Here is a 15,378-nt window from a genome sequence, read left to right as displayed (position 1 = left end):
CTGCGGAGAATCTGAACGAGACCATCCTTGCATACAGGGTACCCGCCAGATTAGCCGGAAGAGGGCTAACATCCGGTAAATTGCTAGCCTTGGGGCGGCGGAACGTGGGCGTCATACCAGCCGCGGATGCCCCCCAATACCGGATGCGCCAGCGAGCGCGTCAGGTAGGTCCAGATTCGGGGCTGGTGGCGCAGATATTGCGGCTTGCCGTCGCGCCGGTTGAGACGGGCGAACGTGCCGAGCAGGCGCGTGTTCCGCTGCGCCGACATGATCGCATAGCTTTCGGCAAAGCCGGCCGGATTGAACGTGTTGTCGCTCGCGTGCCGCGCCTTGATGTAACGGGTCAGCAAGGTCAGTTCGAGCTGTTCGGGGACATCGATCCGCGCATCCTGCAATAGCGAGACAAGGTCGTAGGCCGCTGGCCCCAGCACGGCATCCTGGAAGTCGATGATGCCGACCCTGGACGTCTCCGATCGCTCGGTGAGCCAGATCAGGTTCGGCGAATGGAAGTCGCGCAGCACCCAGGTTTTCGGCAACGCATCCGTCTTGCCGAGGAGGTCGCGCCATTGCGTCACGAATTCCTCGCGCGCCGCGTCCGACGGCACAGCATCGCGATCCGGCAGATACCATTCAAGCATCAACCCGATCTCGACCAGCATCGCGTCGATGTCAAAGGTTGGAATCGCGTAGGTGATCTGCGGCGCGATCGGCAGCTCGTCTGGAAGCGCCTCGCGGTGCAACAGCGCGAGCGTGTCAGCGGCGGTCTCATAGCGTTCGGCAATCGGGTGCGGCGGATCGCCCTCGACGAAACCTTCGCGGCCGAAATCCTCGGTGATCAGAAATCCCGCATCGAGATCGGCGTGATGAATCACCGGAGCGGAGAGCCCGTGCTCGCGCAGGCCGTTGTCGATGGCGACGAACGGCCTGACGTCTTCGGCGAGATGCACGCCGGCGCTGTAGGATTTGCCGCCGTAAATCGCGGGTCCGTCGGGACGCTTGGGCGAATTCATCAGGATGACGGGCTGGTCGCCGCGGTAGAGCCGGGCGTAGGAGCGCGTCGAGGCATCGCCCGCCATGCGCTGGCGTTTCGCCTCGATGTATGAGGCGGCGGTGAGGAATTGCCGCAGCGCCTCCAGCCGCGCGACCTGCGCGGCGCTCTTGCCATGGCCGGTGATCTCGGCGGCGCGCGCGGTCGATCCCAGCGCCGGGCGGTGGCTGAGCGCGATATCGATTCGATCCGGCGGCATGGCGCCGGGCGCGCGCTCCGGCCATTCGATCAAGGCGACCACACCTTCCGGCAGCGGCGACAGGCCGATCTCTTCGAGTTCACTCGCATCGTTAATGCGATAGAGGTCGGCATGAATCAGCGGATACGGGGCGAGGTCATAGCTTTGCGCCAGCGTGAAGGTCGGGCTTGGCACCTCGATCTCGGGGTCATCGGCGACATGGCGGATCAGGGCGCGAGCTGCTGCGGTCTTGCCGGCGCCGAGATCGCCCGACAACGTGATGACGTCGCCTGCGCCGATCAGGAGCGCGAGATCGGCCATCAGGTTTGCGGTCGCGGTCTCGTTCGCCAGCGCAACGATGAATGTGGAGGGGCTCGTCATTCAGCGGCGTTGCGATGCGCCGCCTGGTCGATCGGGAAATCGCAGGTCACGGTCGTTCCCTTGCCGATCACCGAATCGACGCGCACGCGGCCTCCGTGCAATTCGACAAAGGATTTCACCAGCGGCAGGCCGAGCCCCGCGCCGCGATGCCGCGATCCATTGGAGTGGCTCTCGAACCAATCGAACACCTTGTCTTTCACCTCTGACGGAATCCCCGGGCCGTGATCTGTCACCGCAAAAGTGACGTGGTGGTCGGTGCGTCTGGCGCTCAGCGTAATCGCAGAATCCTGTGGCGAAAAGCCGACGGCATTGGCGAGCAGGTTATAGAGTACCTGCACCACGCGCCCGCCATCGGCGACAAAGCTTCCGATGTTCGAAGCAACCTCGGTCTTGAGGTCGATATGGTTGTGGGCCAACCGGTCCTGAATGCCCTCTGCCGCGTTGTCGATGGCTTTGCGGATATCGACCGGGCCGATCTCGAGCGTCATCGCTCCGGCATCGATGCTGGCGAGATCGAGAATGTTGTTGATCAACGCGAACAGCGAATTGGTCGAAGCGGTGATGTAGTTGAGGTATTCGGCCTGCTTGGGCATCAGCGGACCGGTGGTCGGGTCGTTCAACAGATGCGCAAATCCGATGATCGTGGTCAGCGGCGAGCGCAGTTCGTAGGAGACGTGGTGGACGAAATCCACCTTCATCTGGTCGGCGGTCTCCAGCGCCTCATTGCGCTCGCGCAAGGCGCGCTCGACATTTTCGGTGTCGGTGATGTCCTGGAACGTCAGCATGGTGGCGCCGTCGGGTAGCGGCATCGTCATGCAGTCGAGCACGCTGCCGTCCTTGCGCTCGAGCTTGAGCGGCACCGCGACGCGATTGCCGATCCGCGTCACCGCCTCGCGGATGATGCGCCAGGTTGCCGCGTCGTCGAACAGCGGCTTGCACCAGGTCTCGACGGTATTGATGTGCGGCTGTTCGCCGAGCGCCTCCGGCGAGAGCGTCCACATGCTGGCGAAAGCTGGATTGAACAGTTGCGCACGGCCGTTAGAGCCGAATACCGCGACCGCCTCAGTGAGACTGTCCAGCGTTTCACGCTGAACGCGGATCAGGCCGTCGAAGCGCCGCGCGAGGTCGAGGCTTTCGGTGACATCGTCGAACAGATAGGTGACGCCGCCCTCCGGATTGGGCGTGGTGACGACGCTTAGCGCACGGCCGTCGGGCAGATACCAGGTGTCTTTTTCCGCCTCGACGGCGCGGTAGGCCTCATGCAACCTGGCTTTCCACGCCCGGAAATCCGGCTGCTCCGGCAGCTTGCGCGCGGCGCGAAGCCGGTCGAGCACGCTTGAATCGTCCGGGTTGCTGTCGAGGAAGGCGCGGTCGAGATCCCACAGACGGCGATAGGAGTCGTTATAGAAGGCAAGCCGCCTTCGCCCGTCGAAGACGGCGACGCCCGACGACAATTGATCGAGCGTGCGGCGGTGGCCATCCATCATCCGCGCCAATGCATCGTTCAGCGCGTTGGCTTCCGAGGCATCGATCGCCATACCGACGCTACCGCCCCCGACATTGAGCGCCTGCACGTCGTAAAAGCGGCGCGCGCCGCCAACCACGATCGGCAGCCGCGCGGTGAATGCGGCGGTCTCGTTCAGCGCGCGCTCCATGTCGGCGCGACTGCCGCTGTCGAGCAGTTCCAGTTTGCGTTCGATCGCGTCGGCGCTGTTGGCTGCGTCTGCCGCCCTGGCGTAGGCGTCGTTGGCATACTGGAGACCGCCGTCCGGGCGTTTGGCCCAGATTGGCCAGGGTGCGACTTGCGCGAAGCCGCGCAACATTTCGGTTTCCTGCAACAGCGTCCGGTGCCGCAGATTCGTTTCAGCGAGTTCCCGCCGCACGCCGGACAACTCGCGGATCCGCACCACGGCCTGGCCGCCGATGGCGCGGCCCAGCGCTTCGATGGGCGTGCCTTTCGACGTGGTCAGGTTGAGCAGAAATCCCTCGCCGGTTTCGCGCAAGGTGTCGATCGCGCGGTCCATTTGCCGCGCCGGACCCGGTGCGAGCCAGGTCCCGAATGCCAGGACGCGCTGCGGCTGCTCCTGTCCGGCCAGAGCCGAGAGGTCGCCGCTGATTTGCGGCCGATCTTCACCCGCAGGCCAGGCAATCAGGATTTGCGGCTCGGCGAACAGCAGCGCGCGGTAGCGGTCGGCCTCGCCTTGCAGGCCCTGGATTTCGCCGCGCAGTCCCGTCTCGGTACGTGCCGCGCGCAGCCGCGTTCGCATCAAGAGGATGGCGGAGACGACCGAAAAGCCGAGCAACGACAACCCCGCCGTCAGCGCGGCGAATTCCTGATGGCTGATGCCGATGACATTGGTGATAAGGTGTACAAAAGGCAGCTCGACCGCGTGCGCCGGCTGGGCCACGCCCAGTCCGGTGACACCTGCGATCATTCCCAAGGCTGCCCGTCCGCCGTGTGCGAGAAAGGTGCACGACAGCAAGGCCCGGCGCATCGCCGCGACTACGCCCGACATGAATACCCCAATCCGCACGACATCAAGCCCGGCGAAATCCCCCGCCGTGCGCGAATCAAGCGACAATATCGCCAAGGGGACCGGGCGGGTAAGAGTCCATTTCGTGAACGCGAATCGTGTCAGCAAAAAATCGAGGATTAGGTCAGTACCGGAGCGCTTCTTTTAGGAAAATGCCGCCGGACTTTTACGGATTAGCGCCCGGTCGAGCCGAAGCCGCCGCTGCCACGCGCGGTGGTGGATAACTTGACGACAGGGACGAACTCGGCCTGGACCACCGGCGCGATCACCATCTGCGCGATGCGTTCGCCGCGCCGGACCGTAAACGGCACGTCGCCGTGGTTGATCAGGGGCACGCTGATCTCGCCGCGGTAATCCGCATCGACCGTACCCGGCGCGTTCAGCACGGTGACGCCATGCCTCGCCGCCAGCCCTGAGCGCGGCCGCACCTGCGCCTCGTAGCCGGGAGGAAGCGCGATCGAAAGTCCGGTGGGAACAAGCGCATATTTTCCCGGCGCCAGGATAACAGGCGCGTCTTCGGGAATCGCGGCGAGCAGGTCAAGGCCCGCCGCCAGGGCACTCTGATAGGCCGGCAGGCTCAGGCCTTTGCCGTTCGGCAGTTGCAGGACTTCGACTTTGACGGAACTGCTCATGATGGTTGGCCCAAAGCTTCGGTGACAACGGCTTTGGCGACGTGCGCGATCAGCTCAGTGGCGACCTCTTCCTTGGTCATCACGGGCCAGGAATCGACGTCGATGTTGCCGCCATGGCGGATCAGCAGGTGAACGGTATTGCGGTCGCCGCCCATCACCCCGGTCGAAGGCGAGACGTCGTTGGCGACGATCCAGTCGCAGCCCTTGCGGGCAAGTTTTGTCCTAGCGTTATCGATCAGATGTTCGGTCTCGGCGGCAAATCCGATCACCAGCGGCGGCCGCCCTTCCTTGCGGTGGGAAATCGTCGCCAGAATATCCGGATTTTCGACGAGCTGGAGCGGCGGCATGCCGGTGGCCGTCTTTTTCAATTTTTGCTCTCCCTCATGGGCGACGCGCCAGTCAGCAACCGCTGCGGCGAAAATGGCGATATCGACGGGAAGCGTGGCTTCGACGTGACGCAGCATGTCGCGCGCCGATTCCACGTGGATCGTTCGCACACCGGCGGGATCGCCGAGTTCGACCGGACCGGAGATCAAGGTGACGTCGGCGCCGGCGGCGTGCGCGGCGGCCGCGATTGCAAAGCCCTGCTTGCCCGACGAGCGATTGGCGATGTAGCGCACCGGGTCGATCGGCTCATGGGTCGGGCCGGCAGTGATCAGCATGCGCTTGCCGGCGAGTGGTTCGGGCCGCGGCGGGCGCAACAGGCGTTCTGCTGCCTGGGCGATTTCCAACGGCTCCGCCATTCGCCCCATACCGGCTTCGCCCGCTTCGGCCATTTCGCCGGCATTGGGTCCGATCATGACGATGCCGTCGCGTTGCAGCGTTGCGACATTGCGCTTCGTCGCGGCGTTGTTCCACATCAGCGGATTCATCGCCGGCGCCAGCAGGATCGGCACGCCCGCGGCCAGCAGGATGGCGCTGGCAAGATCATCGGCCGTGCCGTGCGCCATCTTGGCCATCAGGTCGGCGGTGGCCGGCGCCACCACGATCAGGTCGCCGTTGCGCGCTAAGCGGATGTGGCCGGCATCGAACTCGCTGCCAGGATCGAACAGGTCCGTGTAGCAGCGCTCGTGCGACAGCGCGCTTGCGGCCAGCGGCGTGACGAAATGCTGCGCAGCCTTGGTTAGGACGCAGCGAACGTCGATTTGCCGCTCTTTCAGCCGCCGGATCAGATCGAGCGCCTTGTAGGCGGCAATGCCGCCGCCGATGATCAGGGTGACGCGCGCGAGACCAACGTCGCGGCGGGACGAGGGTGCGGCGAGGCCTGGCAGGGTGCGTAATGCGGTTGCCGACACCGCGGAAGGGCTCCCCTCGGCGGCCTCACGCAGGATGACCCGAACCTCATCCTCCACAGAACGGCCGCTGCGCGCCGCCCTCAGCCGTAGGGCATCGCGGATCGCGTCGTCCAGTTTCCGGATGGTCAGGCTGGCCATTGCTGCCTCCAACGAGGAGATTTGATAGCAATGCTATCAGATATACGACTGCAATGCAATCACATCTGGCGGATGGCGAACAGGATGCCGATGAAGGTCAGCGCGATGACCCAGAGCGCGATCGCCCGCCAGCGGCTTTTGCGGCCCTCGGTCCGCCCCATCGCCGCAATGGTCTCCTCTGACAGCGTCAACCCCTCGCGCGTCATAGTCTCCAACTGTTCGATTACGCTCACCGCTCTCGTCGCGAGCGACGGCAGGCTCGCGACCACGCGTCCGAGTTCGCCCGCGCCCGCCATCGCGCCCTGGATGCGGCCGATCGGGCCGAGATTGCGTTCGATCCATTCGCGAACCACGGGGTCGGCGACCTTCCAGATATCGAGCCTGGGGTCGAAGCTGCGCGCGACACCTTCCACCACCACCATGGTTTTTTGCAGCAGGATCAGTTCGGGTCGGGTGCGCATGTCGAACAGGCCGGTGACCTCGAGCAGCAGGGTCAACAGCTTCGCCATGGAAATTTCTTCGGCCGTGCGGTTGTGGATCGGCTCGCCGATGGCGCGGATCGCTTGCGCGAAGTTGTCGACCGAATGATGCGACGGCACGTAGCCCGCTTCGAAATGCACCTCGGCGACACGCCGATAGTCGCGGATGATGAAGCCAAGCAGAATTTCGGCGAGGAAGCGCCGCTCCTTCGGACCGAGCCGGCCCATGATGCCGAAGTCGACTGCGACCAGCCGACCTTCCTTGTCGAGGAACAGATTGCCGGGATGCATGTCGGCGTGGAAAAAGCCGTCACGCAACGCGTGGCGCAGAAAACTCTGGATCACCTTGCGCCCGAGATCCGGCAGGTCGATATCGGATTGCGCGAGGCGGGCGTGGTCGGACAGCGCAACGCCGTCGATCCACTCCATGGTCAGGACGTTATGGGTGGTGCGATCCCAGTCGACGGTGGGCACGCGAAAGTCGGCATCGTCGCGGGTATTCTCCGCCATCTCCGACATCGCCGCCGCCTCTAGGCGCAGGTCCATCTCCATCGCGACCGAGCGCGACATGGTGTTGATGATTTCGACCAGCCGCAGCCGCCGCGCCTCCGCCGAATAGATTTCGGCCTGGCGTGCGACAAAGAAGAAATCGGTTAGATCGCGCCGGAAACGCGAAGCCACATCGGGCCGCAGCACCTTCACCGCGACCGCGCGGCGAACGCCGTCATAGGCGACTTCGCCGCGATGCACCTGGGCGATCGAAGCGGCGGCGACCGCCGGACCGAGGCTCGCAAATGCCTGTGCAATAGAGCGCTCGAACGAGGTTGCGATCACCGTCTCCGCTTCTTCCTGTGGGAACGGCGGCAGGCGGTCCTGCAGGCTTTCGAGATCGCGCGCCAGTACGACGCCAACGACGTCCGGCCGCGTGGCAAGAAATTGTCCCAGCTTGAGATAGGCCGGCCCGAGACGGGTCAGCGCGCGCGACAGCCTCGGTCCCGACTTGGCGCCGGTGCGCTCGAACATCCGCGCGAATTTCAGCGCCAGCTGTCCGGGCGGCGGCACCAGCGAAGGATCGACGGTGCCGAAAACACCCTCACGAGCAAACACGAACGCGGCGCGGACGATCCGCGCAATGTGCATCGTTGCCGAAATCACAGACGCCAGCCCGAATGCAATGCCACGATTCCGCCCGAGAAACTCTGCCAGGTCACGCGCGAAAAGCCGGCCTGGCCGATCATCTCGGCGAACGTGCCGGGCTTTGGAAATTTGCGGATCGATTCCACGAGATATTGGTAGGAGTCGGCGTCGCCGGTCACGGCGCGGCCGAGCGGGGGGATCACCTTGAACGAAAACAGATCGTAGATGCGATCCAGACCGGGCACGTCGACCGTCGAGAATTCAAGGCACAGGAAACGGCTGCCCGGACGCAACACGCGGTAGGCCTCGGCAAGCGCGCGATCGATCCGCGGCACATTGCGGATACCAAACGCAACGGTGTAGGCGTCGAATGCGCGGTCCGCAAAAGCCAACTCCTCGGCATTGCCCTCGACGAACGAGACGCGGTCATCGAGGTGCCGCGTGGCGGCGCGTGCGCGCCCCACATTCAACATGTCGGCATTGATATCGCACACGGTCGCCTTGAAGCCCTGACCCGCGGCGCTCGCCGCGCGGAAAGCGATATCGCCGGTGCCGCCGGCGACGTCGAGCAGCGCAAACGGCGTATCGCCGCGCGGCGGATTGAGCGCGTTGATCATCAGGTCTTTCCAGACGCGATGCAGGCCGCCCGACATCAGATCGTTCATCAGGTCGTAGCGCCGCGCTACGCTGTGAAAGACGTCGTTGACCAGCGTCTGCTTGTCGCCCAGGGGGACGTCCCTGAAGCCGAAATGCGTGGTTTCGTCCGGTTGGTTCATCTACTCGTCTCTCCTATCCGGACCATAGCGCGGCAGTTCCAATGGCGCTATCACGTTAGACTTTCAAGGTGAATGCACCGATGCCCGAATTGCCTGAAGTCGAGACCGTTCGCCGAGGCCTGCAGCCGGCCATGGAAGGCGCGCGGATCAAAAAGGCCGAAGTCCGCCGCAAGGACCTGCGCTTTCCCTTTCAAAAAGATTTTGTCGCTCGGCTGGAGGGTCAAACCGTGACCGGGCTTGGCCGGCGGGCCAAATATCTGATGGCCGATCTCGCCTCCGGCGACGTGCTCTTGATGCATCTCGGGATGTCCGGGTCATTTCGCGTCGTCAACGACGACAACGGACACGCGCCGGGTCAGTTTCACCATCCCCGAGCTGCGGATCGCGCCCACGATCATGTGGTATTTTATATGTCGTCAGGGGCAGCGATCATCTTCAACGATCCGCGCCGGTTCGGTTACATGAAGGTGATCGCGCGGAAGGCGATCGACGACGAGCCGCTGCTAGAAGGGCTGGGTCCGGAGCCGCTCGGCAATGAGTTCGATGCCGACATGCTGGCGCGCGCATGCGCCAACAAGAAAACCGGCCTGAAGGCGGCGCTGCTCGATCAGCGCGTCGTCGCTGGGCTTGGCAACATCTATGTCTGTGAGGCGCTGTTTCGAGCGCATCTGTCGCCGCGGCGACTGGCGGCGACGCTGGCCACAAGGAAGGGTGAGACGACCGATCACGCGCGGCGTCTGGTGGAGGCGATCCACGCCGTGCTCAATCAGGCCATCAAGGCCGGCGGCTCATCGCTGCGGGACCACCGGCGGACGTCGGGTGAACTCGGTTACTTCCAGCACTCGTTTCAGGTCTACGACCGCGAGGGCGAGAAGTGCCAGACCAAAGGCTGCGGCGGAATTGTCCGCCGGTTCAGCCAGAACGGCCGCTCGACCTTCTGGTGTCCGAAATGTCAGAAATAACGCCGCTCTTCAGGACCGCTTTCCATTGTTGATCCGCTCGACGTCAAAGGCAGGCGTCCCACGGGGCGAGGCCGTCGAGGCGGCCCGGAGGTGGCTGCGCGGGCGCGGGCTGCGCCGCTTGACTCGTACCAGCTTCAGGCCGAGCCGGAGAACTTGCCTCCGAACGCGCGTCCAGTTCGAATGCACCGCCGTTGAGGCGGGCTTCGGTCCATCGCCAGAGCTGAGCGATCTCCTCCGCTGATTTGCCGCCCGGTGCATATTCGCTGACCGCAAGGCCGGATGCGAGGGCATCCTGATGATCGTTGCGCATCGAGATGAAGGGCCGCGCGATCATCTCGCTCATCGCACGGGCATCATCGCCGCCAAGGGTCTGTGTCGCGTTGTCCATGCGGCGGCCGCGCACCGGCGTCTGATTGAGCACGAAAGCGAACGGCTTGCGCCAGGCGCGGACAGCCTTGAGCGTCGCGGCGCTGGACTCGATGTCGGTGATCGTGGGGCGGGACGGGATGAGGCAGAGGTCGGCGCAACGGATCGCCGATGCGGTGATGGCGCTGACGCCGCTTGCGGTGTCGATAATGGTGAGCGTAACTCCGCCGCAGTCGAGCTGTTCTAGGCGGGTTTCGATGCGGCCGACATTGTAGATGGCCTCGACCATCGGCTCGGCCGTGCCGCGCCGGCTCTGCCAGTTCGACAAAGTGCCTTGCGGGTCGGTCTCGATCAGCCGCACGTTGTGGCCGGCGTTCTTGGCCGCGAGCGCGAGCCCGATCGCCAGCGTGCTTTTGCCGCTGCCGCCTTTTTGGGTCGCCAAAACAATCGTGTGCATTCCTCAACGATCCCAGTGGGTGACGGAGCCCGCGGATACGCTGAACATTGATCGCGACGCTGTGGACCGATTGAAAGATGCGGTCCAAATCGTTAACGATCGGTCACGATGTCGCAATATGACACACTTGTGAGGTCAGCGGCATCCGGGCCAATACCGAAGTGTTAACAAGCATTAACGAATGCTGCGATGGCGCAGCGTGAGTTCCGCGGTTGGCGGCGCGCTGATAGGAATTGGCGGCGAGCCATTGTGCGCGTATGCGCTTTCCGGGGTCATCCATGGTTCAACCGATTCGTATCGCGGTGCTGCACTTCTCCCATGAGACCGTGACGTTTCTCAAGAACGACACGACGCTTGAAGACTTCATCTATCCGGGGTCGCCCGCGAAAGGCGAGGCGCTGCTCAATTTCGATCCGGCCTATTTCATGGGCGGCTTCGTGAAGGTGGCGCGCGAGTTCGAGGCCGTCGAACTCGTCGGCATTGAATCGCCGCTTTGGCCAAAGACCTACATGGGGTCGGGCTGGGTGACGGAGCAGGCTTACGAGACCTTCGTCGGCCGGATGATCGAAGGCCTTGCGGCCGAAGGCCCGTTCGACGGCGTTTACCTCTGCCTGCATGGCGCGATGGCGGTGCGCGGCGTGGCGCGCCCGGAAGCCGAACTGGCGCGGCGCGTGCGCGAGGTGGTTGGGCCGAAGGCGTTCATTGCCGGGACTTTCGATCTGCACGGCAACGAGGATGAGGCGTTTCTGAAATCGGCCGACATGGCATTTTGCGTGAAATATTTTCCGCATTATGACGGCTATCTGCAAGGCGAGCGCGCCGCGCGCATGCTGGTGCGGGCGATCCGCGGCGACTATCGTCCGGCCCATGTCACGCGCAAGGTGCCGATCATTTCGCCGACCGTGTTGCAATGGACCGGCGCCTCGCCCTGGATGGACCTGATCCAGCGGGCGCTCACCTGGGAGGCGCGCGAGGTCGATGTCTATGTGAATGTGTTCTTCGGCTTTCCCTTCGCCGACGTGGTCGACGTCGGCATGACCATTCAGGTGATGACCAACGGCAAGGCGGAGCTGGCGGAAAAGATCGCGCGCGACATGGCGGACACGGCGTGGCGGGAGCGTAAGGCGCTCCTGAATTCAGCGAAGGTGCATCGCATTCCCGATGGCGTCCGGCTCGCCAAGCAGGCTGCGGCCGCAGGAGCCACGCCGGTCGTGCTGGCTGATTACAGCGACCGCTCGGGCTCGGCGACCTTTTTGCTGAAGGAGGTCGTCGCGCAGGATCTCTCCAACACGCTGATCGCGACCATTGCCGATCGGGACGCGACTGCGAAGCTGAAGGCGCAAGGCGCCAAGGCGGGCGATGCGTTCGCTATGGAGATCGGCGGACGTGTCGATGAATCCGCGGGCGCGCCGCTCCGCGTCAAGGGCACGATCCTCATGGCAGGCGAGGGTCAGGGTCAGTTCTGGGTCACGATCTCGTTCGGCCGCGGCAATGTGCTCGTGCTCTCGACCTATCTGGTGCAGGTGATGGAGCTGTCCGAACTCAAGCAGCTCGGGCTCGACATCGACGCGTTCGAGGTGTTTGCGATCAAGTCGCGCGTTCATTTCCGGCGCGGCTTCCATGACAACGGCTTTGCGAAAACGATCCTGCTGGTCGAGCCGACCGAGCCGTTCCTCGGCACGGTGCATCTCGATGCGCTGCCTTACGAGAATGTCGATTTGAAGCGGTTTTATCCGTATGGCGAGCCGAAATTTCCGAATTAACGACGGTTACTTTCTTACGCAGGTCACGCGAACAACGGCGGCTGCGGCATCAGCTTGATCGATTCCACCATCCGCTCGCTAACGTCACCGGAGATCGCGCCGTTATATCGCCCGACCCAGGCGAGGTCGGACTGGATCGCGAGCCGCTCGCTTTGGCCCATCGCACCCGCGGTTTCCGCAGGGGATTGCAGGGCATGGCGGGTCGCCGTCGTTGCAGCTTGTTTGAGCTTGGAAGGAGAGGGGGGCGTCGTCTGGGCTTGCGCAGAGGCCGTCGCAGCCATGAATATCAATGTTGCGATCAGCATCGATCTCATGACAACACTACTCAGGTCCATTGATGTAAGCCTCTTTTAAGCACATCTGTTGGGTCGGCACCAACGGCCCGGTGGTTCATGAGACGTCGTGGCCGAAGCAAAGGTAAGTTTGCGACATGCTGAGTTCTGAAGAACTCGAACGCTATGCCCGCCACATCGTGCTGCGCGAAGTCGGCGGACCGGGCCAGGCGGCCCTGAAGGAAGCGTCCGTGCTGGTGATTGGCGCCGGCGGTCTCGGTGCGCCGGCGCTGATGTATCTCGCGGCGGCCGGCGTCGGTACCCTGGGCGTGGTGGACGACGACGTCGTGTCGCTCTCCAACCTGCAGCGCCAGATCATTCACGACACCTTCGACGTCGGCCGGCCGAAGGTCGACAGTGCGGCCGTACGCATTGCCGGCCTCAATCCCCATGTCAAATTTGCCGCGCACGCCACGCGGTTGAACGCAGGCAACGCGCTCGAATTGATCGGCAGTTACGATCTGGTGCTGGATGGGTCCGACAATTTCGACACTCGCTATCTCGTTTCCGATGCGTGCTTCCTGGCGGGCAAGCCATTGATCACGGCGGCGCTGGGCATGTTCGATGGCTCGCTGACGACGATTCGCGCGCATGAGAAAAACGCCGACGGAGAATTCAATCCGACCTACCGCTGCCTGTTTCCGGAGCCGCCGCCGCCGGGCACAGTGCCGACCTGTGCGGAGGCCGGCGTGATGGGCGCACTCGCCGGCATGCTCGGCTCGATGATGGCGCTGGAGGCGATCCGCGAAATCGTCGGTTTTGGCGACGGCCTGGTCGGACGGCTGCTGATGGTGGATGCGCGGTCGATGCGGTTCGAGACCCTGCGCTACGGGCGTGATCCGCTCAATCCGCTCAATGGCGATGCGCTGGTCATCACCGATCTGAGCGCGCATCGGTGATGGAAAGCCACTCCCTGCCGCTGCATAGCCGGGCGAGAAGCGCGCCCATTTCTGCCTCCGGGCGGCGCTCCCCTGTTGAGCGTGCAGCGGCATTCCGGCTATACTTCTGAGTGCGCTGCTGGAGATGAGAGATCCGATGGCCCGCCGCTCGATCCTGCTGCTCTTGCTGGTCGTCTTCGCGCCGCCCGGAATGGCTTCGGCACAGAACGCGTTTCCCGCGCCGCTGCCTGGAGCCAACCCGCCGACCAGCATCCCGAACCCGCCAGCCGGCGGAGACAGTGGCGGGTTTGGTGGCATGCCGTCTCCGAGCCCCTCCCAAGGAAATTGCGCAAACGATTACGGTACCCTGCACGATGAAGCCGTGAGACGCGGCGCACTCATCAGGGCGGCAAGCGCACGGCATGCGTCGGCTCGCCAAGCCTGCAAGCTGCTTGATGAATTTATGGCGGCCGAGATGAAGATGCTCGACTTTGTGCAAGCTGAATCAGCCAAGTGCGGAATCCCGTCGAATATTGCAGATCAGTTGAACAGGGTTCATAAGAAAACCGAGACTATGCGCGAGCGCGTTTGCTCGTCAGCCGATCCGCCCCAGAAGCGGTGGCCCGACGGCACACAGATCAACGATTTCGGCGATCCCATGTTCAAGCAGCGGTGATGATGCTCGTTCACCTCTCCCGGCCTGCGGCCCTGCAAAGTGGAGGGTTGGGAGGGGTCAAATGATCCCCTCCCGCTTTGTTCCGTGAGCAAAGCGACCTCCCCTTTCTAAGGGGAGGTTCGGCGAGTGGCGGAAGCGGGAGTTGCGGGCCTCCGCTGTCGTCCCGGACAAGCGATCGCCGATCCGGGACCTATAACCACAGGATTTCGTTACCGAGAAGATTGTCTGCTATCGCGTGTCACGGATGGGTTTCGCGGTATGGATCCCGGATCGGCGCTCGCATTGGACAACGCTTCGCGTTGCCAAGGGCTCGCTTGGCCGGGACGACGACGGATATGTTCTTCACAGCATGCTGGGCAGCACGCGATCCGGCGGCTTGTGATTGTCAAGGAAGGTTCTGATATTGATGATCACCTTCTCGCCCATCTCGACGCGGCCTTCGATGGTGGCCGAGCCCATGTGCGGCAGCAGCGTCACCTTGCCGGCCTTGGCCAGCCGCACCAGTTTCGGGCTCACGGCCGGCTCGTGCTCGAACACGTCAAGGCCAGCGCCGGCGATCTCGCCCCCCTCGATCAGCTTGGTCAGCGTCTCCTCGTCGATCACCTCGCCGCGCGCGGTGTTGACGATATAGGCGTCTTTTCGGATCAGCTTCAGCCGCCGGGCTGACAGCAAGTGAAAGGTCGCCGGTGTATGCGGGCAGTTCACCGAGATGATGTCCATCCGCGCCAGCATCTGATCGAGGCTTTCCCAATAGGTCGCGCCGAGTTCCTCGGCGATGCGGGGGGCCACGGGCCGGCGGTTATGATAGTGGATTTGCAGGCCGAAGGCGTGCGCGCGGCGCGCGACGGCCTGTCCGATCCGGCCCATGCCGACGATGCCGAGCCGTTTGCCGCCGAGGCGATGGCCGAGCATCCAGGTCGGCGACCAGCCCGCCCAGTTCTTTCCGTCGGTGAGCACGGAAGCGCCCTCGATCAGCCGGCGCGGCACCGCCAGGATCAGCGCCATGGTCATATCGGCGGTATCTTCGGTCAAAACTTTTGGCGTGTTGGTTACCGTGATGCCGCGCGCATGGGCCGCCGTGACATCGATATTGTCGACGCCATTGCCGAAATTGGCGATCATCCTCAGCCGTAAATCCGGCTGCTTCAGCAATTCCTCACTGATCGCATCGGTAACGGTCGGAACCAGGATATCGGCGGTTCGCACCGCATCGATCAGTTGTTCCTGCGTCAGTGGCGTGTCGTCGAGGTTGAGCCTCGCATCGAACAGTTCCCGCATCCGGGTCTCGATCGAGTCCGGCAGCTTCCGCGTGACGACAACGAGAGGCTTCTTCTTAACCGACATGT

At 63.7% G+C, this 15,378-nt stretch carries 13 protein-coding genes; 4 read left to right on the top strand and 9 right to left on the bottom strand.

Annotated elements, in window-relative coordinates; translation table 11 throughout:
- Positions 1-83 precede the first annotated feature (83 nt).
- The 6 genes from tsaE to ubiE form a co-directional block, all read right to left on the bottom strand.
- Positions 84-1,607, bottom strand: a complete 1,524-nt coding sequence (tsaE, locus tag M6D32_RS23760) for a tRNA (adenosine(37)-N6)-threonylcarbamoyltransferase complex ATPase subunit type 1 TsaE (protein ID WP_298260887.1) — start codon at positions 1,605-1,607, stop codon at positions 84-86.
- On the bottom strand, positions 1,604-4,123 hold the full coding sequence (locus tag M6D32_RS23755; RefSeq protein WP_298260885.1) for a PAS domain-containing sensor histidine kinase: 2,520 nt from the start codon (positions 4,121-4,123) through the stop codon (positions 1,604-1,606). Before M6D32_RS23755 ends, tsaE begins: the two co-directional genes overlap by 4 nt.
- 191 nt (positions 4,124-4,314) lie before the next feature.
- A complete protein-coding gene (dut, locus tag M6D32_RS23750) occupies positions 4,315-4,773 on the bottom strand; it encodes a dUTP diphosphatase (RefSeq protein ID WP_298260883.1) in 459 nt (152 codons plus the stop codon).
- The gene (gene coaBC, locus M6D32_RS23745; RefSeq protein WP_298260881.1) at positions 4,770-6,206 is read right to left on the bottom strand and encodes a bifunctional phosphopantothenoylcysteine decarboxylase/phosphopantothenate--cysteine ligase CoaBC; all 1,437 of its coding nucleotides are present in this window, start codon (positions 6,204-6,206) and stop codon (positions 4,770-4,772) included. The genes dut and coaBC overlap by 4 nt, the downstream gene beginning before the upstream one ends.
- A 59-nt stretch (positions 6,207-6,265) precedes the next feature.
- Positions 6,266-7,840 (bottom strand): 2-polyprenylphenol 6-hydroxylase, encoded by a 1,575-nt coding sequence (gene ubiB / locus M6D32_RS23740; protein ID WP_298260879.1) that lies wholly within the window; start codon positions 7,838-7,840, stop codon positions 6,266-6,268.
- Positions 7,837-8,598 carry a bifunctional demethylmenaquinone methyltransferase/2-methoxy-6-polyprenyl-1,4-benzoquinol methylase UbiE gene (gene ubiE / locus M6D32_RS23735; RefSeq protein ID WP_298260878.1) on the bottom strand — a complete coding sequence of 254 codons (762 nt, stop codon included), beginning with the start codon at positions 8,596-8,598 and terminating at the stop codon, positions 7,837-7,839. The genes ubiB and ubiE overlap by 4 nt, the downstream gene beginning before the upstream one ends.
- A gap of 80 nt (positions 8,599-8,678) precedes the next feature.
- Here ubiE and mutM point away from each other — a divergent pair, with 80 nt between their 5' ends.
- On the top strand, positions 8,679-9,560 hold the full coding sequence (gene mutM, locus M6D32_RS23730) for a bifunctional DNA-formamidopyrimidine glycosylase/DNA-(apurinic or apyrimidinic site) lyase (protein ID WP_298260871.1): 882 nt from the start codon (positions 8,679-8,681) through the stop codon (positions 9,558-9,560).
- Positions 9,561-9,603: 43 nt separating this feature from the next.
- On the opposite strand, the gene M6D32_RS23725 is transcribed toward mutM, so the two are convergent.
- On the bottom strand, positions 9,604-10,383 hold the full coding sequence (locus M6D32_RS23725; protein ID WP_298260869.1) for a ParA family protein: 780 nt from the start codon (positions 10,381-10,383) through the stop codon (positions 9,604-9,606).
- Positions 10,384-10,661: 278 nt separating this feature from the next.
- Between M6D32_RS23725 and M6D32_RS23720 the strand changes: the two genes are divergently transcribed.
- Positions 10,662-12,146: a M81 family metallopeptidase gene (locus tag M6D32_RS23720; RefSeq protein ID WP_298260867.1), complete on the top strand. Its 1,485-nt coding sequence runs from the start codon at positions 10,662-10,664 to the stop codon at positions 12,144-12,146.
- Between the two features lie 23 nt (positions 12,147-12,169).
- On the opposite strand, the gene M6D32_RS23715 is transcribed toward M6D32_RS23720, so the two are convergent.
- Positions 12,170-12,460 carry a hypothetical protein gene (locus M6D32_RS23715; RefSeq protein WP_366145857.1) on the bottom strand — a complete coding sequence of 97 codons (291 nt, stop codon included), beginning with the start codon at positions 12,458-12,460 and terminating at the stop codon, positions 12,170-12,172.
- 116 nt (positions 12,461-12,576) lie between these two features.
- Here M6D32_RS23715 and moeB point away from each other — a divergent pair, with 116 nt between their 5' ends.
- Positions 12,577-13,377 carry a molybdopterin-synthase adenylyltransferase MoeB gene (gene moeB / locus M6D32_RS23710; protein WP_298260865.1) on the top strand — a complete coding sequence of 267 codons (801 nt, stop codon included), beginning with the start codon at positions 12,577-12,579 and terminating at the stop codon, positions 13,375-13,377.
- A gap of 136 nt (positions 13,378-13,513) precedes the next feature.
- Positions 13,514-14,032, top strand: coding sequence for a hypothetical protein (locus M6D32_RS23705; protein ID WP_298260863.1), 519 nt, complete (start codon positions 13,514-13,516; stop codon positions 14,030-14,032).
- A 342-nt stretch (positions 14,033-14,374) separates the two neighbouring features.
- Here M6D32_RS23705 and M6D32_RS23700 read toward each other — a convergent pair whose 3' ends face one another.
- Positions 14,375-15,376, bottom strand: coding sequence for a D-glycerate dehydrogenase (locus M6D32_RS23700; protein WP_298260861.1), 1,002 nt, complete (start codon positions 15,374-15,376; stop codon positions 14,375-14,377).
- Between the last annotated feature and the right edge of the window lie 2 nt (positions 15,377-15,378).

This window comes from Bradyrhizobium sp. (assembly GCF_027307225.1).
Taxonomy (GTDB): Bacteria; Pseudomonadota; Alphaproteobacteria; order Rhizobiales; family Xanthobacteraceae; genus Bradyrhizobium.
Note: the sequence above shows the minus strand (reverse complement) of the source record. Positions and strands in the feature narration are given on the sequence as shown.